19 protein-coding genes are annotated in these 24083 nt (G+C 61.2%); 14 read left to right on the forward strand and 5 right to left on the reverse strand.

Annotated elements, in window-relative coordinates:
* Window positions 1-3 precede the first annotated feature (3 nt).
* Window positions 4-1743 (forward strand): biotin carboxylase N-terminal domain-containing protein, encoded by a 1740-nt coding sequence (locus DCC25_RS08995; RefSeq protein WP_110101451.1) that lies wholly within the window; start codon window positions 4-6, stop codon window positions 1741-1743.
* Window positions 1736-2518, forward strand: coding sequence for a GntR family transcriptional regulator (locus DCC25_RS09000; protein ID WP_110101419.1), 783 nt, complete (start codon window positions 1736-1738; stop codon window positions 2516-2518). The genes DCC25_RS08995 and DCC25_RS09000 overlap by 8 nt, the downstream gene beginning before the upstream one ends.
* Here the strand turns inward: DCC25_RS09000 and DCC25_RS09005 are convergent.
* The 3 genes from DCC25_RS09005 to DCC25_RS09015 form a co-directional block, all read right to left on the reverse strand.
* Window positions 2435-3211 (reverse strand): putative hydro-lyase, encoded by a 777-nt coding sequence (locus DCC25_RS09005; protein WP_110098147.1) that lies wholly within the window; start codon window positions 3209-3211, stop codon window positions 2435-2437. The genes DCC25_RS09000 and DCC25_RS09005 overlap by 84 nt on opposite strands.
* Window positions 3208-4383 (reverse strand): NRAMP family divalent metal transporter, encoded by a 1176-nt coding sequence (locus DCC25_RS09010; protein ID WP_233242879.1) that lies wholly within the window; start codon window positions 4381-4383, stop codon window positions 3208-3210. Before DCC25_RS09010 ends, DCC25_RS09005 begins: the two co-directional genes overlap by 4 nt.
* Window positions 4384-4680: 297 nt before the next feature.
* Window positions 4681-5223, reverse strand: a complete 543-nt coding sequence (locus tag DCC25_RS09015) for a hypothetical protein (protein WP_110101420.1) — start codon at window positions 5221-5223, stop codon at window positions 4681-4683.
* A 106-nt stretch (window positions 5224-5329) separates the two neighbouring features.
* Here DCC25_RS09015 and argG point away from each other — a divergent pair, with 106 nt between their 5' ends.
* From argG to DCC25_RS09035, 4 genes are all read left to right on the forward strand, one after another.
* Window positions 5330-6751, forward strand: coding sequence for an argininosuccinate synthase (gene argG, locus DCC25_RS09020; protein WP_110101421.1), 1422 nt, complete (start codon window positions 5330-5332; stop codon window positions 6749-6751).
* Window positions 6752-6939: 188 nt separating this feature from the next.
* Window positions 6940-8415 (forward strand): sucrose phosphorylase, encoded by a 1476-nt coding sequence (gtfA, locus tag DCC25_RS09025; protein ID WP_199445910.1) that lies wholly within the window; start codon window positions 6940-6942, stop codon window positions 8413-8415.
* The gene (locus tag DCC25_RS09030) at window positions 8402-9175 is read left to right on the forward strand and encodes a glycerophosphodiester phosphodiesterase family protein (protein WP_158278473.1); all 774 of its coding nucleotides are present in this window, start codon (window positions 8402-8404) and stop codon (window positions 9173-9175) included. The genes gtfA and DCC25_RS09030 overlap by 14 nt, the downstream gene beginning before the upstream one ends.
* A gap of 136 nt (window positions 9176-9311) precedes the next feature.
* Window positions 9312-10388 (forward strand): 2,3-butanediol dehydrogenase, encoded by a 1077-nt coding sequence (locus tag DCC25_RS09035; RefSeq protein ID WP_110101423.1) that lies wholly within the window; start codon window positions 9312-9314, stop codon window positions 10386-10388.
* Between the two features lie 64 nt (window positions 10389-10452).
* Here the strand turns inward: DCC25_RS09035 and DCC25_RS09040 are convergent, their stop codons facing one another.
* Together DCC25_RS09040 and DCC25_RS09045 are read right to left on the reverse strand one after the other, a co-directional pair.
* On the reverse strand, window positions 10453-11970 hold the full coding sequence (locus DCC25_RS09040) for a YdiU family protein (RefSeq protein ID WP_110101424.1): 1518 nt from the start codon (window positions 11968-11970) through the stop codon (window positions 10453-10455).
* Window positions 11971-11973: 3 nt separating this feature from the next.
* Window positions 11974-12603, reverse strand: coding sequence for a GerMN domain-containing protein (locus DCC25_RS09045; protein ID WP_146206445.1), 630 nt, complete (start codon window positions 12601-12603; stop codon window positions 11974-11976).
* A 162-nt stretch (window positions 12604-12765) separates the two neighbouring features.
* Here DCC25_RS09045 and DCC25_RS09050 point away from each other — a divergent pair, with 162 nt between their 5' ends.
* The 8 genes from DCC25_RS09050 (at window position 12766) to DCC25_RS09085 (ending at window position 24081) form a co-directional block, all read left to right on the forward strand.
* A complete protein-coding gene (locus tag DCC25_RS09050; protein WP_110098141.1) occupies window positions 12766-13611 on the forward strand; it encodes a CoA ester lyase in 846 nt (281 codons plus the stop codon).
* A 111-nt stretch (window positions 13612-13722) separates the two neighbouring features.
* Window positions 13723-14841: a mevalonate kinase gene (mvk, locus tag DCC25_RS09055; protein WP_110101426.1), complete on the forward strand. Its 1119-nt coding sequence runs from the start codon at window positions 13723-13725 to the stop codon at window positions 14839-14841.
* Window positions 14838-15848: a diphosphomevalonate decarboxylase gene (gene mvaD / locus DCC25_RS09060; RefSeq protein WP_110101427.1), complete on the forward strand. Its 1011-nt coding sequence runs from the start codon at window positions 14838-14840 to the stop codon at window positions 15846-15848. The genes mvk and mvaD overlap by 4 nt, the downstream gene beginning before the upstream one ends.
* Window positions 15848-17041 (forward strand): phosphomevalonate kinase, encoded by a 1194-nt coding sequence (locus DCC25_RS09065; RefSeq protein ID WP_110101428.1) that lies wholly within the window; start codon window positions 15848-15850, stop codon window positions 17039-17041. The genes mvaD and DCC25_RS09065 overlap by 1 nt, the downstream gene beginning before the upstream one ends.
* Window positions 17038-18198 carry a type 2 isopentenyl-diphosphate Delta-isomerase gene (gene fni, locus DCC25_RS09070; protein WP_110101429.1) on the forward strand — a complete coding sequence of 387 codons (1161 nt, stop codon included), beginning with the start codon at window positions 17038-17040 and terminating at the stop codon, window positions 18196-18198. Before DCC25_RS09065 ends, fni begins: the two co-directional genes overlap by 4 nt.
* Entirely contained in the window at window positions 18195-19289 is a 1095-nt protein-coding gene (locus tag DCC25_RS09075) for a hydroxymethylglutaryl-CoA reductase (protein WP_110101430.1), read from the forward strand. The genes fni and DCC25_RS09075 overlap by 4 nt, the downstream gene beginning before the upstream one ends.
* A gap of 77 nt (window positions 19290-19366) precedes the next feature.
* Entirely contained in the window at window positions 19367-20542 is a 1176-nt protein-coding gene (locus DCC25_RS09080) for a hydroxymethylglutaryl-CoA synthase (RefSeq protein ID WP_110101431.1), read from the forward strand.
* Window positions 20539-24081, forward strand: a complete 3543-nt coding sequence (locus tag DCC25_RS09085; RefSeq protein ID WP_110101432.1) for a DEAD/DEAH box helicase — start codon at window positions 20539-20541, stop codon at window positions 24079-24081. Before DCC25_RS09080 ends, DCC25_RS09085 begins: the two co-directional genes overlap by 4 nt.
* The last annotated feature ends 2 nt before the right edge of the window (window positions 24082-24083 follow it).

Genomic DNA, 24083 nt, shown 5'->3' on the forward strand with positions numbered 1-24083 from the left:
CGGATGTCCAAAGTCCTGATCGCCAACCGTGGCGAAATCGCGGTGCGCGTTGCCCGGGCAACCCGCGACTGTCATCTGGCCTCGGTGGCGATCTTCTCTGACCCCGATGCTGAGTCCCTGCACGTCGCGGTGGCCGATGAAGCCTACGCGCTGGAGGGATCCGCTTCGGCCGACACCTACCTGAATATCGACAAAATCCTGGAGATCGCCCGCCGGTCCGGAGCCGACGCGGTGCATCCCGGGTACGGGTTCCTGTCAGAAAACGCCGATTTCGCCCGTGCCGTGATCGAGGCTGGACTGACCTGGATCGGTCCCAGCCCCGACGCCATTGCCACCCTGGGAGATAAGCTCTCCGCCCGGGCACTGGCCGTTGAGGTGGGCGCCCCGCTGGTTCCCGGCTCGGACGGGCCGGTGGAATCTGCCGATGAGGCTCGAGCCTTCGGTGAAGAACACGGCCTACCGATCGCCATTAAAGCCGCCTTCGGCGGTGGCGGACGCGGCATGAAGATCGTCCACCGTGTCGATGACATCGAATCCGCTTACGATTCGGCGGTGCGTGAAGCTCGCACCGCTTTCGGTCGCGGCGAGTGCTTTGTTGAGCGCTTCTTACAGCGGCCCCGCCACGTCGAAGCCCAGGTCGTGGCCGATACTCACGGCAATGTGGTCGTGGTCGGTACCCGCGACTGCTCACTGCAGCGACGCAACCAGAAACTCATTGAGGAAGCTCCAGCCCCCTGGTTGAGCCCGGAACAACGCCAGCGGATTCACGACTCGGCCGAGGATATTTGTCGGGCGGCCGGTTATACAGGTGCCGGCACCGTGGAATACCTCGTGGCTCCCGACGGGCTGATCTCGTTTTTGGAGGTCAATACCCGGTTGCAGGTCGAACACCCCGTCACCGAACAAACCACCGGGGTGGATCTGGTCGCCGAGCAGTTCCGGATTGCTGCCGGACTGCCGCTGAGCTTCACGGAAACCCCCGAACCCACCGGGCACAGTTTTGAATTCCGGCTCAACGCCGAAGACCCCGCGTTGGGCTTTGTGCCCAGCCCCGGGACCGTGGAGCGGTTCGAGTCTCCTACCGGTCCGGGCGTGCGCCTGGACAGCGGGGTGGTCTCCGGCTCAGTGGTTCCCGGGGAATATGATTCCATGCTGGCCAAGCTGATTATCACCGGTGCCAATCGCGAACAAGCGCTGATTCGAGCGCGCCAGGCCCTGAAAGAACTGGTGATTACCGGGGTGCCGACTGTGGTGGGCTTCCACCAAGCGGTGCTGGAGACCGAGGACTTCACCAGTACCGAAGAATTCGGGGTCTATACCACCTGGATTGAAGACGAGTTCACCCCTGAACTGCAGGCTTCGCCTTATCTGACCCATCCGGGTTCGGCACGACGAGAGATCACCATCACTCTGGACGGTAAAGCACACGCCTTGGGTCTGCCCGAGGAGCTCTACCGTGCCCTGCGCCACGGTTCTGGCGGGGCTTGCGATGAGGACTCGACCGGCCAGGATGCGACGACTGAACGGTCAGCAACAGCGTTGACTGCCCCCATGAACGGTAGTATCGTCAAGTGGTTAGTCGCTGACGGCGATCAGGTCGAGACCGCAGACCCGGTTGTGGTCGTTGAAGCGATGAAGACCGAAACTACGTTGCGGGCTCCGACGGCGGGAATCTTCCGGCGTGAGTCCTTTAACGAGGGCGATCCCGTGAGACGGGGAGAGGAACTAGGACACTGTGAGTAAGCTCAGTGGGGCAGCCGAGCGAGCTGCCACGAGGTTGCGCGCTGAGATCTCCCACGGCCAGTTAGTGCCCGGCACTAAATTAGGCGAGCACCGGCTGGCCGACCGCCTGAGCATTTCCCGCAACACTTTGCGTGAGGCCTTTCACTTGCTGGGCGAAGACGGGCTCGTCGAGAAAATCCCGCACCGTGGCGTGTTCGTTGCTCGACCCACCCACGAGGATGTGCGCGAAATCTATCAACTGCGTCGCATGATTGAACCGGCCGCTATCATGTGGGGTCATCTCACCGATGAGCAGCTACGCACCCTGGATGAGGCCACCACGGCGGCGCTGGACTACCGGGAGGCCGGGGCCGTGTCGAAAATGGCCGATGTCAATCAGCTGGTGCACGAAACCATTGCCTCGATGACCGGGTCCACCTCGTTGATTCAACTCATGGACCGCACCCTGGCCAGAGTGCGGTTGGTTTTTCACGGCATGGCCGAAATTCCCGATTTTCACTCGATGTTTGTCGACGACAACCGGCACGTGGTCACCTGCTTGCTACAGGACCAGCGCGAAGAAGCTGCGGCGTTGATTCCGCCCTATTTCGCTCGGGCTGAATCACTGTTGCTGACCTTTATGTCCCAGTCCCAAAACGATCCAGAACCGCTCAGCGACGAGGCGCCGGCACCACGTCGTGAGGACACCCGGTTAGGGAACCTGGTAGTCGGCATCCCGGGCATCGGTGATCATCATGTGTCCGGGCGCGTGCCCGATGGCCAGATCGGGTGCTGACTCCATCACCGCCGCCTGAGGAGTGACACCACAAGCCCAGAATACCGGTAACCAGCCCTGCGGGATCTCGGCTGGCGGATCTCCGAAATCCGGGGAATACAGGTCGGTAATCCCGATCTGTTCGGGGGCGCCAATATGGACCGGGGCCCCGTGCACGGCCGGGTAGCGAGAGGTAATCCGTACCGCCTCGGCGATGTGCTCGGCAGGAATCGGGCGCATCGACACCACCAATGGCCCGCGGATTGCTCCGGCGGGCCGACACGGCACAGTGGTGGTATACATCGGCACATTCCGCCCGTGGAGCTGATGAGCGAGCGGAATGCCCGCCTGAGCCAAGGCACGTTCGAAGGTGAACGAACAGCCGATGAGGAAACTGACCAGATCGTCCCGCCACAGCCCGGTGATGTCCTGGGGCTCATCGACCAACTGGCCGTGGCGGTAAACCCGGTATTGGGGTGCATCGGTGCGGATATCTCCGTCGGGGATCAGCTCCGAGCTCGTCTGACCCGGCTCCAGGACTCCTAGCACCGGCATGGGCTTCGGATTGCGCTGAGCGAAGAGCAAGAGATCGAAAGCGTAGTGACGCGGCACGATCAGCAGGTTCGCCTGGGCATAACCATCGCACAGTCCCGCGGTGGGAGATAACCGTCCTGCACGGAATGCTTGGCGGGCGTGAGCGGGGGTTAGTGTCATGCTGCGTTACCGGTCATCAGCTCGATGGCGGGCAGGAACGAGGTAACGGCCAGCACGAGCGTGAGCACCCAGGCCAGGGTTCCGATCACCACCAGCCAGCGCGGGTAGTGATAACCCTGCAACAGGTCGCGACGACGCCAGGCCACCCACAGCAGCACCCCGAAACCAATCGGCAGAATCAGGCCGTTGAAGGCACCGGCAAAGATCAGTAACTGTTGTGGGGCCTGGCCGACGAATAAGAAGATCACCGTGCAGACACCGATCAACCCGATGGTGAGCCAGTTGCGGACCTTCACGCTACCGTCAGAACGGGTGATGAAGGTAACCGAGGTATAGGCGGCGCCAATGACCGAGGTCAACGCGGCAGCCCAGAGCACAATACCGAATAGCCGCAAGCCAATCTCGCCGGCGGCGTGGCGGAACGCATCGGCAGCCACGTTATCCGCCGCCAGCGTGACGCCAGAGGCAACCACACCGAGGATGGCCAGGAACAATAGCACGCGCATCACACCGGTGACGACAATACCGAGAATGGAGGTGTTGGTGATCTGACGGACGGACTCGGGTCCGCGAATGCCGGAATCGATCATGCGGTGGGCGCCGGCAAAGGTGATATAGCCACCCACCGTACCGCCGACCAGTGTGGTGATCACCAACATATCGACCTGCTCGGGCATCACAGTGTTCTTCAAGGCTTCGCCTACCGGTGGGGCGGCGACGATGGCGACGTAGAGCATGAGCAGAATCATCACGGCGCCTAAGATCACCACAATGCGGTCCAGAGCCATACCCGCGCGCTTGGAGAGGAAGATCAGGATAGCCAGCACGGCCGAGATGGCGCCACCGATACGGGCATCTGCTCCGAACATGGCGTTGGTGCCTAGTCCTGCGCCGGCGATGTTACCGATGTTGAATACCGCGCCGCCGATGAAGACCAAGCCGGCTAGCACCCAGCCGATGCCGGGGAGGACTTTATTGCCCAGTTCTTGGGCGCGCATCCCGGACAGACCGATAACGCGCCAGACGTTGAGTTGCACACAGATATCGATGAGGATCGACGCCAAGATCGCAAATGCGAAGGCGGCCCCGAGCTGAACGGTGAAGTTGGCGGTCTGGGTGATAAAGCCCGGACCAATCGAGCTGGTGGCCATTAAGAACATCGCACCCAACAAGGCGGTGCGACGAACATTCTTGGGCTTTTTGGATTTTTTGGTGGTTTCCGAGACGGTGGGTTCTTGTTCGGATACAGCGGTCGTGGTGGGACCTGCCTCTTCGTGGGTGTTGGACACAGCGGCCTCCGCGGGTGAATGGTATCTCCGTGACGTGAACTGAATCACGCATATTGTGAGGGTAGCTTACAGGTTGTTGAACAATATCTGCAAGATCTTGTTCAACAATATGAGCCGGGGCGGAGGGGGCTCGCGTGCGAGCCTGGTGGTGTCGGTGTCCTACAGGCTCGACATAGTGGCTTAGGCGACCCGGTCCGAGATGCTGGCGAAGATGGCGTCCATGGTGGACACGAAGAGATTGGCCGCCTCGTCATCCAAGAACCGGCACAGGGCTCGGTGGCCGTTAGGGCCATCAACTTCCATCAGGGCAATGGCTTCCATCTGCCGATGGGGTAGGACCCACATCCGAGCCACCGGCTTGGTGGTGTCTGGAACCGGCTTATTTTCCTCGTTGGTGGTCAGCGTGAAACCAAGGTATTGCACCCCGGGAGCTTGGGAGGTTTCAGCCTCGCGCACGTGTGCCCCACCGATCCGGGAGCTGGCCGGTGACGTGGTCAGACTATTGATCAGAGACACCGTAGCCACCGCGTCGTCACGGTCGGAGAAGATCGCCAGTGGCTGGGTTTTTGCTGCCGAGAAGTACACGGGCGCATATGGGCCGGTGCTCGGGTTTCCGCCAATAATCAGACCCTGGTTCTGCTCTCGCGTCTCGCCCGGAGCAATCCAGTTCTGCAAGGGTTCGAAATCGGCGGAGGGCTTGCTGGAAGAGCGCTGATCGGTCATGTCTGACAGCCTAGTGTTGCCCCAGTCTTGAGGCTAGAACCCGGGGCAGGCTCATAATGGGTTAAGAATTCCGGTCAACCGGCCCCTGGGCGATAAGGTAGGAGTTATGTCTAAGGTTTTGTCTTCTCTGCCCACAGGTGAACGCGTCGGAATTGCCTTTTCTGGAGGTCTCGATACGTCCTGTGCTGTGGCTTGGATGCGGGAAAAGGGTGCTACGCCGTGCACCTACACCGCCGATATTGGCCAGTACGATGAACCGGACCTGGAAGGCGTCACCCAGCGTGCCAAGGACTACGGCGCCGAAATCGCTCGTTTCGTAGACGCCAAGAAACCACTGGTGGAAGAAGGATTTGTTGCCCTAGCCTGCGGTGCGTTCAACGTCCGCTCTGGGGGGAAGACGTACTTCAACACCACCCCGCTGGGTCGTGCCGTGACCGGCACCATGCTGGTGCGCGCTATGAAAGAAGACGGCGTTGACATCTGGGGTGATGGCTCCACCTATAAGGGCAATGACATTGAGAGGTTCTACCGCTATGGCCTGATGGCCAACCCCAAGTTGCAGATCTACAAGCCCTGGTTGGATGCTGCCTTTGTGGATGAGCTAGGTGGCCGTCAAGAAATGAGCGAGTGGCTGGTCGAGCACGGCTACCCCTACCGCGATTCAGCTGAGAAGGCCTACTCCACTGACGCCAATATTTGGGGCGCGACCCACGAGGCTAAGCAACTGGAGTTCCTCAACACCGGCCTGGACATTGTTGAACCGATCATGGGTATCCCCACCTGGCGCGAAGAGATCGAGGTTCCCTCGGAGGAAGTCTCGGTCGGTTTTGAAGCCGGACGCCCAGTGAGCATCAACGGTGAGCGCTTCGAAGACCCGGTGGCGCTGGTTTACAAGGCCAATGAAATCGGTGGCCGTCACGGTCTCGGCGTCTCCGACCAGATCGAAAACCGCATCATTGAGGCCAAGTCTCGCGGCATCTACGAGGCTCCGGGGATGGCTCTATTGCACGTGACCTACGAACGGTTGCTCAACGCCATTCACAACGAGGACACCCTCGATAACTACTTCACGCTGGGTCGTAAGCTCGGACGGATGATGTACGAGGGTCGTTGGTTCGACCCGCAGTCGCTGATGTTGCGCGAATCGCTACAACGCTGGGTGGGCTCGGCAGTGACCGGTGAGGTCACGTTGCGTCTACGTCGCGGTGATGACTACACCATCCTGGATACCACCGGTGAGAACCTCTCCTACCACCCGGAGAAGCTGTCGATGGAACGCGTCGGCGATGCCGCCTTCGGCCCCGAAGACCGCATCGGCCAGCTCACCATGCGCAACCTGGACATCGCTGACTCCCGGTCTCGACTGGAGCGGTATGCCACCACCGGTATGGTCACCGGCCCGACCGGTGAGCTGATGGGTGAACTCGAGGTCGGAGGCGCCGCCGATATTGCCTCCGCTACCGGCCAGCCCGATGAGGCCTCCGACGAGTTGGGACTTTCGGCTGCCTTTGATGCCGGCACCGACTAGCGCACGGCGCAATGCGCGCAACCACCCAACGACCGCTGGGTGGTAGCCATCGGTCAACGTGGTGCCGGCGAGGAGCAGACGTTTCGTAGCTTTCGATTCGCCAGCGACGGTAATCTGGTGGATATCGAGCACTTTTCGATCACCGCACCCGAATGGCCCGATGTGGCCCAGCGACTCAGAAATCGGTTATGACCACCTCACCACTGCCGGAATCCCGCACCCCTGCCACCACCTTGCGGAATGGCGTTCAACTGATTGTCTACGCCAACCGCTTCGGCGGTGATCTGCTCACTACCCGTCGCTGGATCGATACCTACTTCCCGGGCGCGTTCACGGGTGTCCACTTATTGCCGTACTTCCGCACCTATGACGGCGCTGATGCCGGCTTTGACCCCATCGACCACCGCGAAGTCGACCCGCGATTGGGCGACTGGCCGGATGTGGCCTCCGTGGCGGAGGCCTACGATCTGTGCTCCGACATGATCGTCAACCACATCTCAGCCCACTCCCCGCAATTCCAAGACTTTCTTGCCCACGGCGCCGACTCTGAGTATGCCGATATGTTCCTGTCCTACTCCGGGATCTTCCCCGAGGGAGCGACCGAGGATCAGCTGTTAGCCATCTACCGGCCACGGCCGGGACTGCCCTTCAGCCTCTACCGGGTCGCCGGCCAACCTCGCCTGCTGTGGACCACCTTCACCGCTGAACAGATCGACATTGATATCAACTCCGATCACGGTGCACAGTACCTCACCGAGATCTTGCACCAGCTGGCTGAAGCGGGCGTGAAATTGATCCGCATGGACGCGGTGGGATATGCCTTCAAACAGGCCGGGGCCAGCTCATTCATGATGCCCGAGACCTTTGAATTCATCGGCAGACTCACTGAACAAGCCCACCAGCTGGGCATGGAAGTTCTTGTCGAGATCCACTCCTACTACCAGACTCAGCTCGAGATCGCCTCGCGCGTGGATTGGGTCTACGACTTTGCTTTGCCACCACTGTTGCTCCACACTCTCACCACGGGGTCGGTCGCTGCGCTGAGCGAATGGATCCGGGTGCGTCCGACCAACGCGATCACGGTCCTGGACACTCACGACGGAATCGGTGTGATCGATGTGGGGCCAGACCAGCTCAACCCCCATCGTCCGGGACTGCTGCAAGACGCCGACGTTGATGCACTGGTGGAAACCATCCATCGGCTCTCGGACGGCCAATCCCGGTTGGCCACCGGTGCAGCGGCCTCAAACCTGGACCTCTACCAGGTCAACTCGACCTACTACGACGCGCTCGGTCGGGATGACCAACGCTATCTCACCGCACGAGCCATCCAGTTCTTCTTGCCCGGTATCCCACAGGTGTACTACATGGGCGCGCTGGTTGCCGACAACGATATGGAATTGTTGACCTCCACCGGCGTGGGCCGCGATATCAACCGTAGTTATTTCACCGCCGAGCAGGTCGAACGATTGATGTCACGCGACGTCAATCAACGGTTGCTCCAGCTCATGCAGTGGCGCAACCAGCACCCGGCCTTCCAGGGCGTCTTCTCGGTGGTTGAAGCCACCGAAACCATGGTGCAGCTACGTTGGGAGCATAACGACCACTGGGCTCAACTCATCGTCGACGCGAGCGCGGGAGATTTCAGTTGTGAGTGTTCCTGACCGCCACCGGGACCGGCCACTGGTCGTAGGCCACCGGGGAGCCTCACTGCTGGCACCGGAGAATTCTCTGCTGGCTCTGCGGGCCGGCCTGGATGCTGGCGCGGATGCGGTCGAAATCGACGTGCAGCTATCGGCTGACGGGGTTCCGGTGGTTTTCCACGACCGTCTGTTACAGCGCACCACGAATATCGACGAGGTGTTTCCCGAACGACACCATCTCCCCCTGAGTTCTTTCAGCTACGAGGAACTCTCCCAGTTGCAACTGCGCGGCCCACAGGGGCTGTCCGGCGAACGCATCCCCACCCTTGATCAGGTGCCCCAGGTACTCGGCGATCACGCGCAGCTGTTTGTGGAAGTCAAAGAACCAGCACACTCGCCGGGGATCATCCAGCTGCTCATCGGCCGGCTCACCCAGGACCCGGTTTTCTCCTCGCTGGTGGCGCAACACCGACTGCGTTGCATCAGTTTCGACCACGCCACCATCCGGGATGTGGTTGCCGGAGTTCCAGGACTACACGGTCAATATTTGGTCGATCAGCCTCCCAGCCGGCACGTGGTGATCGATGCGGCACGCCATTGCCTGTCGATGGGGACGAACCACCGCACCCTGGATACCACCACAGTACGGGCAGTGCACGAACACGGCATGGCGCTCAGTGTCTATACGGTCAACACCGTCGCGGACGTCCAACGGGTCACCGAGCTCGGAGTTGATGTGATCACCACCGACGACCCTCGCCTGGTTCCTTCAGGGTCGTGAGCTAATGGCGGTCATTGAGCCATGGGGTAGACGTGCTTGCACGAGTAGGGTGGGCGTTATGGGGCGGATCGGAATCATACGCCCCACATCTACGCAGTGAATCTCCATACATCTGATACCCCGCCAGGGAGGCGTCATGCGCGCAGCGCGTTATTATGATCAAAAAGATATCCGAATTGACGACATCGATGCCCCTGAGGCTCAGTCTGGCCAGGTACTGATCGATGTGGCGTGGTGTGGCATCTGTGGCAGTGACCTCCATGAATATCTTGAAGGACCTCTTTCGATTCCTCCGGCCGGACATCCACACCCGATATCTGGTGAAGAAGCTCCGGTCACGATAGGACACGAGATGTCCGGAACCGTGGCCGCTCTGGGCGACGGTGTGACTGATCTCGAGATTGGTCAGCAGGTCGTCGTCGAGCCCTACGTCATTGAGGAAAAGTACAAAAATACCGCAAACTATAATTTGTCTCCGAACATGGGCTTTATTGGTTTGGTCGGCCGCGGTGGTGGTCTTGCGGAACAGATTGCCGTGGACCGTCACTGGGTTCACCCAATTTCGGATGACGTTCCTCTGGACCAGGCAGCCATGATCGAGCCCTTGTCGGTCGCTCATCACGCGTACGTGAAATCTCAGGCTCAGTCTGGTGATATTGCATTAATTGGTGGAGCCGGACCGATCGGCGTACTCACGACCGCCGTGCTAAAGGCTGAAGGAATCACCACCATCGTCTCTGAGCCCTCGGATCTGCGTCGCAACCGGGCTGAAGAAAGCGGTGTCGCCGATTACGTCTTAGACCCTCGCAACGATGATGTGGTCGAGGAAGTTCTGAAGATCACCGACGGTCGGGGCGTTGACGTGGGCTTCGAGTGTAGCTCAGTGCCGGTGGTCCTCGATACATTGATTGAGGCTGTCCGCCCGGCCGGCACGATTGTGAACGTTTCGGTCTGGAGCTCTAAGCCGGAGGTCAACATGCCGAAATTGGTTCTGAAAGAGATCAAACTGGCTGGGGTGATCGGTTACTGCAACGACCACAAAGACACCATCGATCTTGTCGAATCGGGCAAGATTGACCTCAAGCCCTTCATCACCGGAAAGATTGGTTTAGACGATCTGATCGACAAAGGGTTCGATGCGTTGATCAACCACAATGAATCCGCGATTAAAATTCTGGTCTCACCATCGGGCCAGGGCCTCGACGAGGTGTAATTACCTCTGAGAAATGAGAAAAGGGTGCACAGCTGAGATGCCACAGCTCGTGCACCCCGGTGGGCTAGGTCCCGCAGAAGGTCTGGAAACTGTGAGTGAAACTCTCCGGGGCCGGTTGCTCAAAGCGTTCCGTATAGGGCTTCCAGTCGTAGGGGTGGGTCACCAGGTCCCATAGCGTGGTGAAACTGTCGCTGACCCGATCTCGTCGGGCGACAACCTCGCTCACCGAGTCCGCCAGGGCTTCTTCCACCAGATGGTTGCGCGGAATATAGCGCGGGTTGAGGGCCTGCAGTCCGGAGGTTTCCGGTTCGAGCGCTCGCCACTGGGTGAGCCACGTCCGGGCCCGTTCGGTCTCACCGAGGACATCGGTGTCGGTCTCGTCTATGGTCCCTGCCAGCCTGCTGAGGCCGAGGAAGAACTGGGTGAGATCCACCCGGGTTTCTTGCCACAGCTCGGGAAGCTCGCGCACCAGCTCACGGACGCGGTGGTCGTCGTCGTAGCGTTCGGACAGCCCGACTTTCGCGGCCAAACCTCGTTCATACGCGTCGACAAACGCCGGGGCAAATTCGCGCACCTGGTGCTCAGCGATCTCCAAGGCCCGGTTCGGATCCGGATCAATGTTCGGCAACAGCGCCTCGGCCAAGCGGGAGAGATTCCATTCGGCCACCGCTGGTTGATTGCCGAAAGCATACCGGCCGTTGGTATCAATGGAGCTATACACTGCGGTGGGGTCAAAGCGGTCCACGAAAGCGCAGGGACCATAATCAATCGTCTGACCGCTCAAGGTCATATTGTCGGTGTTCATCACCCCATGCACGAATCCCAGTCGCATCCACGAGGCCACCAGCTCGGCTTGGGCGTGCACGGTGTGGGCCAAGAGCTCCTGAGCCGCGGGTCGATCAGATTCCAGACGGTCCGGAGCATGTCGGGTGAGCGCTAGTCGTATCAGACGGTCCAGGACCTCTTCGGACTGGTCTGAACGCGGTTTGACGTGGCGGGCCAGCTGCACGCTGCCAACGCGAAGATGAGAGTCAGCGACACGCACGAGGATCGCTCCCGGTAGAGTCTCGCGCCCCCGCACAACTCGTTCACCGGTGAGGATGACGGCCAGGGCGCGGGCGGTAGCAATTCCGAGCGCATGCATGGCTTCACTGATCAGATACTCGCGCAGCACCGGGCCGAGCACCGCCTTGCCATCCCCGGCCCGGGCGGCCCCAAACGGGGTCAACCCTGACCCCTTCAGGTGGAGGTCAACACGACGTCCGGTGGCAGAGCAGGTGAGCTCGCCCAACAGCACAGCCCGGCCATCGCCTAAGACCGGAGAAAAAGCGCCGAACTGGTGACCGGCATAGTTCTGTGCCACCGGAACAGCATCCTCGTCCGGGTGCTGGCCCAAGAGGAACTGCAGGCCTGGGTCTGAGCTCAGCAAGTCCGGGTCGAGTCCGAGATCCTCTGCCAGGTGAGTATTGAGTAACAGCATCTGGGGAGCCGGGCCCGGCTGGGGGGAGAAAGGAACGCTGAGCTCTGGGAGCGTGTGGGCAAATTCCGCCCCCAGTCGTGGGACAGTGGGGGAATGAGACATGATCTAGGACTCCGTGGTGATTTCCTCGCCCAGCTCAATATCAGCGATGCCGAGCACTTCATTGAGGGGCTGGTCGTTGACGGTAATCTTTGATTGTGAGACATGCGCTGCCCGCTCGGCTGTCTGCTTCAATTGCGCCAGAATGCGTTGCGACTCGCAGTCGCTACGGGTGACCACCTCTCCAGACAGCTTTACGGTTACCGTATCACCGTCGATGGTGGTTTCCTCAACCTGTAGCGATTCCCGAGAGAACACCACGGAATTGGTAAATGGCGGATCGCCGTGACGGTAGTGCTGGTCATCCAGCAAAAACTGCACAGCCTGTTTGACCGTATCGGTCTCGTTCTCCACCAGGGTGGGAGCGGACTGGACCGAAACCAACAGGTCTTCGCAACCAAAGGTGTTCCCGGTGGTATTTGGCGGGTAATTACCTGACAGTGCAACCAAGCTGATCGGCAGGGAGGTGTAGCCATCGTCATCGGGCTTTTGAACGTTGACTGTCCCTCCGGGACCGAGGGATTCGGGGTTCGAATTTTCGTCGGAACAGCCGGTCAAAACCAGTGCGCCACAGACCGCCACAGCAGACAGGCGGGGCCACAGAGAACCGCCGCGAGGACGTTTAGCGAGCAACATGGTTTTGGGCACTCCCGAGCGCAGATTGGATTAACGGCAACACGATCTGCCAAGATCTTACCGCTAAAACCGGGGAAACCGGTCTGTTCTGCGACGGGTTACTCGGTGGCTGTGGGTGAACAGCCGGTGTCAGCTACACAGCGATCGACTAATGTTTAATGCATGCCTTTGAGGAACCGACGCGCTGCTGCTTTGCCCGCTAAATTGTCTCGTTCGTGGCTGTTGATGAGTGCAGCACAACAGGATCTGTTTGCGCCCGGAATGGCATCCGAAGCCGATTCCATCATCCTGGATTTAGAAGCTGCTGTTCCCGCAGAGCAGAAAGATCAGGCGCGGGAAAATGTGGTTGAGGCATTGACCTCGGGGATGACTGGCTGGGTGCGCATTAACGGCCCGAATACCGATGAATGGGCCGAAGATCTTCGTCAGCTCCAAGGACTCAGCGGACTACGTGGCGTGATGTTGGCCATGTCTGAACACCCCGAACAGGTCTCACACACCGCCATGCGTCTGGGTGCTGGCGTTCCGGTGTTGGCTCTGATCGAATCTGCGGTGGGAGTCGAAAATGCCGTGGAGATTGCCCGGGCACCGGGCACCTTCCGCTTAGCGTTGGGCACCAATGACTACCGCAAGGATGTCGGTGTGTCCGAAGATGCGCTGGCCATGGCTTATGCGCGCTCGCGGTTGGTCAATGCTTCCCGCGTCGGCAAGCTTCCTGGCGCCATTGACGGCCCGCCCGCGGTGGAGGCAGCCGTCGAGACCGTGGTGGAAAGCTCCCAGCTGACCGCGTCGATGGGGATGACCGGGCGTCTGTGTTTGAATCGAAGCCAGGTCGAAGACATCAATAAGGCGCTAAGCCCATCCGAGGACGAATTGGCCTGGGCTCACGAAATGCTCGACGCCCATGAAGCCGGCGCGCAAGCTGGGGAAGGGTCCTACCTGCCACGTCTGGCTCGCGCCCAAAAAATTGCCGATTTGGCCGACTCCTACGGGTTGTGGAACGCCTAGTGCCGTGCGAGGTTCGGTGATCACGTAGAATAAACATTTCGCGAGACGACCAACGCCTGCGGACCGTACCGTTAGAATGCCCATGTCAGCTACGCACCAGTAATTGAGTTCATGCAACCAACACAGGATTACGCCCCACGTCGTGGTTCTCGGCACCACCACGCCGTCGTGACTGCTCCAGAAGGGCCCACAGCTCGCGAGAGCAAAGACCCCTCGACCGGTGTGCAGTCCGGGCTGGGCTCAGCACACGGCAAGGCGATTCTGATCGGCGAACACGCGGTGGTCTACGGTGCACCAGCGATCGCGCTACCTCTGCTGGACTTGCAAGCCACCGCTGGTGTGCGCGATTCTCGGCGCGGGTATCTCACCACCGATCTCTACACCGGTCCGCTCAACGACGCCCCCAAAGACATGGGGCCGATCGTGACCGCGTTACGTGCCTCAGCAGAAAAATTGGATGTGCGGGCCGAGCGACTCGATGTCATCTTGCGCTCAACCATCCCGTTTGAACGTGGTCTGGGCTCTTCGGCGGCTACCGCCGCGGCAGTCGTGAGAGCCGTGGCCAACCACGCTGGGGTCCGGTTGTCTCCGGCAGAAGCCCATGAGCTGGTGCAGACCGCCGAAACCGTTGCCCACGGTACCTCCTCCGGACTGGATGCCCACGCGGTGCAGTCACTGGCCCCATTGCGGTTCCAACAGGGCAAGCCCACCACCGTTCAGGTCGGCGCGGGACTGACCTTTGTTATCGGGGATACCGGCACGGTCGGCTCCACCGCGGCCGCGGTGGGAGGAACCCGGATGCTACGTGATATCCAGCCGGCAGTCGTCGATCGTGTCATGGAGGATCTCGCCGATCTGACCGACGATGTGGCCGTGGCCTTGGGGGACGGTGACGCGGTGCGTGTGGGCCGCAATATGCACGAAGCTCACACGCTTTTGGCCTACCTGGGAGTCTCTGCCCCGGCCCTGGATGCCCTGGTCGCAGCGGCCCTTGAGGCCGGCGCTTACGGGGCCAAACTCACCGGCTCGGGACTCGGTGGGTGCGTGCTTGCTCTGGTCCCCGACCAAGAACTCGCCGGAAAAGTCGCGGCGGCTATGACCGCGGTGGGCGCCACCCGCGTCTGGACCACCTCGTTGACCCCCAACACCACCGACAATCAGACGGCACCCACCGCCCGGATTGCTCCCTCCTCTGCCCCCACCCCCTCATCCGCCCAGGAGGATCGTTGAGTCACGCCATTGCTCAAGCTCACCCCAATATTGCCCTGGTGAAGTACTGGGGCAAGGCCGATGAGCAACTGATGATCCCTCTGGCCGGGTCCCTGTCAATGACCCTGGACGATTTTGCGACCACCACTCGGGTGGAACTGCTCGGCTGTGCCAACAGCTCCGCCGATAACCTCGACACAGACCTCTTTGAACTCAACGGTGCGCCACAAACCGGATCGAACGCGCAGAAAATCAGCGCCTTCCTGGATCTGGTGCGCACCTTGGCCGCCGAAGCCGGTCTGGACACCGCCACCGCCCGCGCCCGGGTCACCTCCTGCAACGAGGGGCCCACCGCGGCCGGAATGGCTTCTTCGGCCTCGGGCTTTGCCGCCCTGGCCACTGCCGCAGCCACCGCCTATGGGTTATCGCTAGATACCGCCCAACTCTCCCGGCTGGCCCGGCGCGGGTCCGGTTCCGCCTGTCGGTCGGTGATCGACCGGTTTGCGGTCTGGCACGCTGGCACCGACGACGCCACCAGCTATGCCACCGCAATCCAGGCCCCCGACATGCGCATGACCGCGGTCACCATTTCCGGCACCCAGAAAAAAGTCTCTTCCCGTGAAGGAATGCGTCGTACGCTGTCGACCAGCCCCTTTGTTGCTGGCTGGGCCCCCACCACCGAAGCGGTGCTGAAACAGATGATGGCCGCCTGTGCCGCCGAGGACTTCACAACCATCGGTGAGCTCACCGAGCTACACGCCCACCGGATGCACGCACTGATTAATTCCGCCAACCCGCCGATCCGCTACCTCGCCCCCGATAGCTGGCGGGTCATCGAAGCCGTAACAGGTCTGCGTGAAGCCGGCACCGAATGCTACGCCACTGCCGACGCCGGCCCCAATGTGGTGATTATTTCCCGCCCGGAAGATGCCGAGACCGTCGTGGCACGCATGCACGAGCTCCTCCCACAGGCCGGGGTGAAAACCTTCGCTCCGGGGCCCGGGGCCCAACTGGTGGAGGCCCCCTAGTGTCCAGCCGCCTTCCGCTGACCGCCCAAGCCCCCGGCAAGCTGTATGTCACCGGCGAATACGGTGTCGTCGAGCCTGGATGCTCGGCCGTGTTAATTGCCGTAAATAAGTACCTGAGCGTCACCCTGCGCGCACCCGGCTCACATCGGGGCCACGATGTGCTCACCGCTGCCCGAATCTCTCAAGCCATCGACACCGCTCGCACCGGCACCGACCATGCGCTGACCACCGCGGTGATCATGGAAAAATTCCGGGCCGAACGCGGACTGACCCGTATCCCGGTTGACCTGGATGTCCACAATGACCTCCGGGACGCCAATGGGGCCAAGTACGGGCTGGGCTCTTCCGGGGCGATCACCGTGGCGACCGTGACCGCCTTTGATGCGCTCTACCAGCTTGGATTGAGTGAGTACGACAAATACCGGCTGGGCCTGCTGGCCTCCATTCAGGTGGCCCCGCGAGCCTCCGGTGGCGACGTGGCCGCCTGTCTGAGCGGAGGGTGGAGTTGCTACACCTCCCCGGACCGCGCCAAGTTGCCCCGGGTCTTGCCCGTAGATGTCGCCGGGGACCCGCAGGGCCCCGTCAGCTCAGTCACCGACGCGTTGGCCTCGGAACACTTCGCCGAGACCCCGTTTCGGCGGCTCACGGTGCCCGAGAATCTCACGGTGTTAGTGGGATGGACCGGCCGGCCGGCACTGACCGATCAGCTGGTCGGTGAAGTCCATAGCTCCAAACAGGCCTGTAGCGAGAGTGATGAGAGTTTCCAGTCGCTACTGGCCATGTATCAGCACATTGTCGCCGACGTGGTCACCGGCCTGGAATCCGGGGACTTTGCCACGGTCCGCGACGGGATGGTCGCCACCCGCACCGCCTTGCACCAGTTGCAACAGCTGACCGGGACCAGCATTGAAACCCCGGCCTTGAAAACACTGATCGACCTGGCCCAACAGGTCGGCGGCCAACTGTGCTGCGCCAAATCTTCCGGGGCCGGTGGGGGAGACTGCGGCATCGTGCTGGCCGACCAGTCGGTCGATACCGCGCTGATCACCGGAGCCTGGCAAGAAGCCGGCATCACCCCGCTACCGATCGGAGTTAGTCCCACCGGAGCCCGTATCATAGAAACTCCAGACCTGCCCGCATCGCACCAGGGCCAGCACGAGACACCGTACGAGGCAAAGGACTATCACCAGTGAACTCCACGGCAGCATCGCGCAAAGACGACCATATTCGCTTGGCCGACGCCCAACAGCACCAGCTGGCCGACCATCCTGTGGTCACCGACTACGACCGGGTCGAAATCCTCCACCATGCCCTGGCCGGCATCAGCCCCGAGACCACGACCACCCACGCTACCCTGGGACCCTGGCAACTGGTCGCCCCGCTGTACATCAACGGCATGACCGGAGGCACCGAACAGGCCCGGGAGATCAACCGGGCCCTGGCTCAAGCAGCAGCGGCTACCGGAATCCCGATGGCCTCCGGGTCGGTGGGTATCGGGCTGGATGAGCCCAGTACCGCTGACTCCTTTCGCGTGATTCGCGAAGAGAACCCGGACGGGCTGATCTGGGCCAATATCGGTGCCGGACGCAGCGTGGAAGATGCTCACCGGGCGGTGGACCTGCTCGATGCCGACGCGCTACAAGTTCACCTCAACGCCATCCAAGAAACCGTGATGGTCGAAGGCTCGCGAGACTTCAGCAACTGGCTGGGACTGTTAGAAGACATCGTGCGCGCCCTGGAACCCGATGGGGTACCGGTGATCATCAAAGAGGTCGGTTTCGGACTCAGTGCCCGCACCCTGGGCCAACTGCGCGATATTGGGGTGACCATTGCCGACGTGGCCGGTGCTGGAGGCACGAACTTCGCCCGCATTGAAAACGACCGTCGCGCGAGCGGAGAGGATCCGATTGCCCAGGCTGGCAACTGGGAGTGGATCACCCAGCTGGGCTCCTCGGCAGCCCGGTGCCTGCTCGATGCCCACGCCACCGGTATCCTCTCCAGCCCGCACCAGCTCGCCGAGCACCATCACTGCGAACTCCAGGTGCTGGCCTCCGGCGGAGTGCGCCACCCGCTGGACGTGGTGCGAGCCCTGGCATTGGGCGCCCGTGCGGTGGGGGTAGCCGGCACGTTTTTGACCATCGCCAGACACCATGGTGCGGAAACTCTCACCGAGGTGATCCGCATCTGGCTCACCCGCATCCGCCAGCTGATGGTGCTGTTGGGTGCGCACACCGTCGAGGAGTTGCAGTACACCGATGTGATCCTGCATGGGCCTGTGCGCGAATTTGCCCTGGCCCGCGGGGTCGACCTGGCTCAGTTGGCCAATCGTTCTGGGAAGGAGACCCGATGACCACCGACAGCCCACTACGCGATCCGGGTACCAGCACCTACTCTCAGGAATTTCCCACCGGGGTGCCGACCCGCTGGATAGGCCCGATACGGATCGGTGGTGATGGCTTCACCACCACCGAAATGATCGACATTCCATTAGCGACCTACGAAACCCCGTTGTGGCCCTCCGTGGGGCGTGGGGCGAAGATCTCCCGGCTCCACGAGACCGGCTTGCAGGCGACAGTGCATGACCAGCGGATGACCCGCTCGATTCTGCTCACCGCCGATTCAGCGCGCACCGCTCAACGAGCGGCCGAGGTTATCGACGCCCGCCACCAGCGCCTCAACGAGCTGGTCACCGCCGGATCCCGCTACGCCAAACTCATCGAGATTCATCCCGAGATTGTCGGTAATTTGCTGTTTGTGCGACTGGCCTACACCACCGGGGACGCCTCCGGACACAATATGGTCACCGCCGCCTCTGATGCGGTGCTGTCGGAGATCCTCAGCTGGGACCTGGGGCTGGGATACGGGTCGGTGTCAGGAAATTTCTGCACCGATAAAAAAGCCACCGCGGTCAACGGTGTGCTTGGTCGCGGAATCTCGGTCACCGTGGAGATGGTCATCGACCGCGACGTGGTGGAGAAGAATCTGCGCACCACCGCCGAGCAGCTCACTCAGTTGGTCGTGCAGAAAAACTATGTGGGTTCCACCATCGCCGGAGCGATCCGATCGGCGAATGCTCACTTTGCCAACATGCTCTTGGCCTTCTATCTTGCTACCGGCCAAGACGCGGCCAATATTGTCGAAGGCTCCCAGGGCTTCGCCTATGCAGAAAACCGCGAGGGCGACCTGTACTTCTCGGTGAGTCTGCCTCACCTGATCGTCGGCACGGTGGGTAACGGCAAGCACCTGCCCCACGTGCAACAAGCCATGGCACGGATGGGGCTGAACGAAGACCGCGAGATCGGCGAGAACTCCCGCCGGCTGGCCGGGTTGATCGCCGCCAGCGTGTGGTGCGGTGAATTGTCCTTGCTGGCAGCTCAAACCAACCCCGGTGAGCTGATGAACACACACCGAGCATTCGAACGCAACCAGCAACAGCGCTAGACTAGACAGACTGGAGACAAACGGCTGAGACGCCCAGCGGGGGCGAAAAAGCGGGCAAGAAGGGGTAGAACTAGCGCATGACCCAGTACAGCATTGGCCTAACAGATCTTGATGTGGCCACCACCGGCTATGTGCTCTCGCTTGATGATCTGGCTGACTATCAGGGCACCGATCCGGCGAAATATCACCTGGGATTGGGACAAGACTGCTTCTCGGTGCCCGGCGCCGATGAAGATATCGTCACCCTGGCTGCCACCGCCGCCTCCCGGCTAGTGGCCCGGCACCCCGAGCACAAAATTACCCAGTTGTACTTCGCCACCGAAACCGGAGTGGACCAGTCCAAATCGGCCGGAGTCTTTGTCCACCAGTTACTCGGCCTGGCACCGAACGTGCGCACCGTGGAGCTGAAACAGGCCTGCTATTCTGCCACCGCGGCACTGCAGCTCGCGGTCGGGCACATTACCCGGTTTCCGCAAGAACAGGTGTTAGTGATCGCTTCCGATATTGCCCGCTACGCGCTGGACACCCCCGGAGAACCCACCCAGGGTGCCGGTGCGGTGGCTATGTTGGTTTCGGCCGAACCACACCTGGTTGCACTGGAACCGGTCACCGGGTTTTACACCGCCGACGTTAACGACTTCTGGCGGCCCACCGACTCCTCGACCCCCTACGTTAACGGCCACCTGTCCTTGGACGCCTATCTGGATGCCACCGCCGGAGCCTACGATGACGCGATGCGTCGGGCACCGGGACTCGACCTGGAGGACATCGACCGGTTCTTGCATCACCAACCCTTCACCAAGATGGCCCGGAAAGCCCACCGTCACCTGGGCCAACACCTCGGCGTGGAGCTCGATGACGCGCTGATCGAGGAATCCATGAGCTTCAACCGCCAGCTGGGCAATAGTTACACCGCCAGCCTGTACTTCGCCCTGGCCGCCCAGCTGACGAATAACGCTGAGCTGGCTCGCAAACGGCTGGGCTTCTTCTCTTACGGGTCCGGCTCGGTCGCTGAATTCTTCACCGGTGTGGTCCAGCCCCGCTATACCGAGCACCTGGACTACCTGGAGCACCTCCAGGCAGATCTGAACGCGCGAAAGACGCTCAGCGTCGAGCAGTACCGCCAGTTGCACCACAGCCACCGGTTGGACTCGGATAATTACATCACCCCGACTGATACCGCCACCGGCTTCCGGTTCGCCGGGGTGACCGACCACGTCCGACAATACGAGACAGGATTGCTACCCTCGTGACTGCAACCGCGGGGTCTACACCGACTGCACCCTACATTGCCGTGGAGGAAATCTACGGTAGCTTTGGCGAGACCATGGCCGAGCGTGGCCAAGAGTACGCCAATGAGCACCGTGTGCTGACCTTAACCCAGCGCTGGCACGACGAACGAATCTTGGTGTGCTCGGCCAAGGTTGAAGGGACCCGCAAATATCACACCCGCCTGGCCTTGCAAGTTTCCGAAGACAGCGAGCAGTACCAGGTCATCGACGCGGTGTGCACCTGCCCGATCGGTAGCTTCTGCAAGCATGGGGCGGCGGTGGCGTTCACCTGCTCGATCAAAGCCGCCGAAGCGGTGTTGGGACGGGAAGCCAATACCGAAGAAGCCGAAATGCTCTTCGAAGAACACATGGACCCGGCCGATCTGGCCCCGTCGCCGGAATCTGATCTCTTTCAGGACGCCGATGCCGACGAACAGACCGAAACCACGGTGCACTCCGGACCCGATTGGCGACACGCGCTGGGTGTCCTGCTGCCTCGAGAACAGCCCGAGGAAGACTACACGGAGGTCGGTCTTGGGGTAGAATTATTCGCCGCTCACACCGGGGGAGCCGGCTCGTGGGCACGACGCTATATGGTGCGCTGGGAGACCGCTCGGCCCCAGGATGTGACCGCCAGCCGGGCGTTATCCATCCGGTTGCGACCATTGCGCAAAGGCACCCGTGGACGGTGGATTAAAGGCGGGCTAAATTGGACCACCTTCGAACACCGGGTGCCGGTCTCGTCCAATAAGTACTGGCCCGAACAAGCCCTGGCCCTGCACCGGCTGGTGCAACTGTATAACTCCAGCGTCTCGGTGCTGGGCTCTCAGGATTTGATCAACCTGTCCTTGGTGTCCTCCCCGCAGATCTGGGACCTGTTGCGCTCGGTGTTAGAAGCACAGATCCCGCTGATCGCCTACGCTGGCTGCTCTGAGGTGGAATTATGCTCCGAGGGCGAGCCCTACGTCGACTTACAGGCCCTGGATGCGGACCTGGGAGAAGAATCCGGGATGCGCATCGGCATCAAGGCGCTGGTGGACCAGCACAGTGAATCCCTCGACGGGGCGATTGGCTCCATCGGTTTCTACCAGGCCCGAGCCCATCAGGCCGCTGAGCCAAGCATCGGGCTTCGGATCATTCCCAGCTCCCAGCCGCTAGAATCTCAATTGTTAGAACTGCTGGACCAGAACGAGAACATCACCGTTCCAGCCGCCGATGTCCCCGAGTTTTTCGACAACTACTATCCGGGCCTGAACCGGGTGCTGTCGATCGGGTCAGCCGACCACTCGGTGGACCTGCCCGAAATCCCTCCGGCGGTCTTGGACCTGCGAGTTGCGATCAACGCCGAATCCGGCACCACGACGTCACGGCAGCGTGACACGGTGCGTGTCAATGCCCGGTGGTCCTATCAGGGCACGCAGGACCAGACCGAGCACATGGCACAGGTGCTCACCGCCGCCCGTGAGTATTGGCCCGATGCCGACCGGGGGAGCTTCGTCTACACCGGGGCCACCGCAGCGATCTTCATCGACCAAATTCTGCCCCAGCTCCACGACATGGATTATATCCAGGTCACCGAGATGGGGGATAAGCCAGACTACGAACAGCTCGACGGGGAACCCTCGATGACCATTTCGGCCACCCCCTCAGCCCAACGCGACTGGTTCGACCTGGGATTTCAAATCACCGTTGGCGAGACCACGGTGCCCTTTACCGATGTCTTCTCGGCCCTGGTGCGTGGAGAAAATGCGGTGCTATTGCCAGACAAGACCTACTTCACCTTGGACCACTCGGCCTTCGACGAACTACGCCGGCTGATCGCTGAGGCCACCGAACTGCACGAATGGGATCCAGAGGCCCCCACGGTGTCCCGCTTCGAACCCGAAGTGCTCTCCTACGCGGAAGAAATCGCCACCCGGTGGGAAGTGGACCCGCGAGTCAGCGCCTGGATGAACCAACTAGACTCGCTACGTGGCGTTGCTGACCTACCCCCGGCCGAGGTCCCCGAGACCGTCAACGCCGAATTACGCGACTACCAGGTGCAAGGCTTCCGGTGGCTGGTGCAACTGTGGCATCTGAAACTCGGCGGCATCCTCGCCGATGATATGGGCCTGGGCAAAACCCTGCAGACCCTGGCCCTGGTCGACTATGCCCGCACCACTGCCCGCCAGGACACCACCGGCAACCCCGAGGGGCCATTCTTAGTCATCGCCCCCTCCTCGGTGGTGGGTGTGTGGAAATCCGAGGCGGAACGGTTCGTCCCCCACCTGAACGTCACCGTACTCGACACCAGCTCCGCACGCTTGAGAACCGACGTCTCTCGAGTCGTTGAAGACTCCGACCTGGTGGTGACCTCGTACGCCATTGCGCGTCTGGATGCCGACCGTTTCGCCGAACACACCTGGGGCGGGATCATCCTCGACGAAGCGCAGTTCGTCAAAAATCACCGCACCAAGGCCCACAAAGCCATCCGCTCTTTCCAGGCCCCCTTCTGGCTGGCCATCACCGGCACCCCAATGGAGAATGCGCTCTCGGACTTGTGGTCGATCCTCAACCTCACCGTCCCAGGACTGTTCGGGTCCTACGCCACCTTCCGCGACACCTACCAAAAACCCATCGAAGCCGGCCAACGCATTTCTGCCGAACAGCGTGCCTCGGGAGAAGACGCCGAGATCCGTGGCAAAGCTGCCGAACGTATGAACCGGCTACGACAGCGCATCAAACCGATCATGTTGCGTCGTACCAAGGACGTGGTGGCCCAAGAGCTACCCGAAAAACAAGAACAAACCATCACCGTCCGACTCAATCCGGAGCATCGTCGCCTCTACGACCGGGTGCTACAACGGGAACGGCAAAAGGTCCTGCACCTCATTCAGGACTTCGACTCCAACCGGATGAACGTCTTCCGTTCGCTGACGCTGTTGCGCATGCTCGCCCTCGACCCGCAGATCGTCGACGACGAGTACCGGGACGTGGACTCCTCGAAACTCACCGACCTGATGCAACGATTGCAGCTACTGGTCGCTGACGGTCACCGCGTGATCGTCTTCAGCCAGTTCACCTCCTTTTTGCATCGGGTGGCTGAAACACTAACCAAACACGACATTGCCCACAGCTACCTCGACGGAGCCACCCGAAACCGGTCAGCGGTGATCGAGCAGTTCCGGGCCGGAGACATCCCGGTCTTTTTGATCTCACTCAAAGCCGGTGGATTCGGACTCACCCTGACCGAAGCCGACTACGTGTTCCTCCTCGACCCGTGGTGGAACCCCGCCGCCGAAGCCCAAGCCGTGGATCGCACCCACCGGATCGGTCAAGACCGACGGGTTATGGTCTACCGGATGGTCGCTGAAGGCACCATTGAAGAAAAAGTCGTCGAGCTCCAGCGGGCCAAAGCCGAACTCTTCTCCTCACTGACCGAAGACGATACCGCGTTCTCCTCCTCGCTCGGTGCCGAGGATATTCTGGCTCTCTTCGATGCCGGTGCCTCCACTGAGTCCGCTGAGCCCACGGATCCATAGCA

The organism is Auritidibacter sp. NML120636, assembly GCF_003185945.1.
GTDB lineage: Bacteria > Actinomycetota > Actinomycetes > Actinomycetales > Micrococcaceae > Auritidibacter > Auritidibacter ignavus.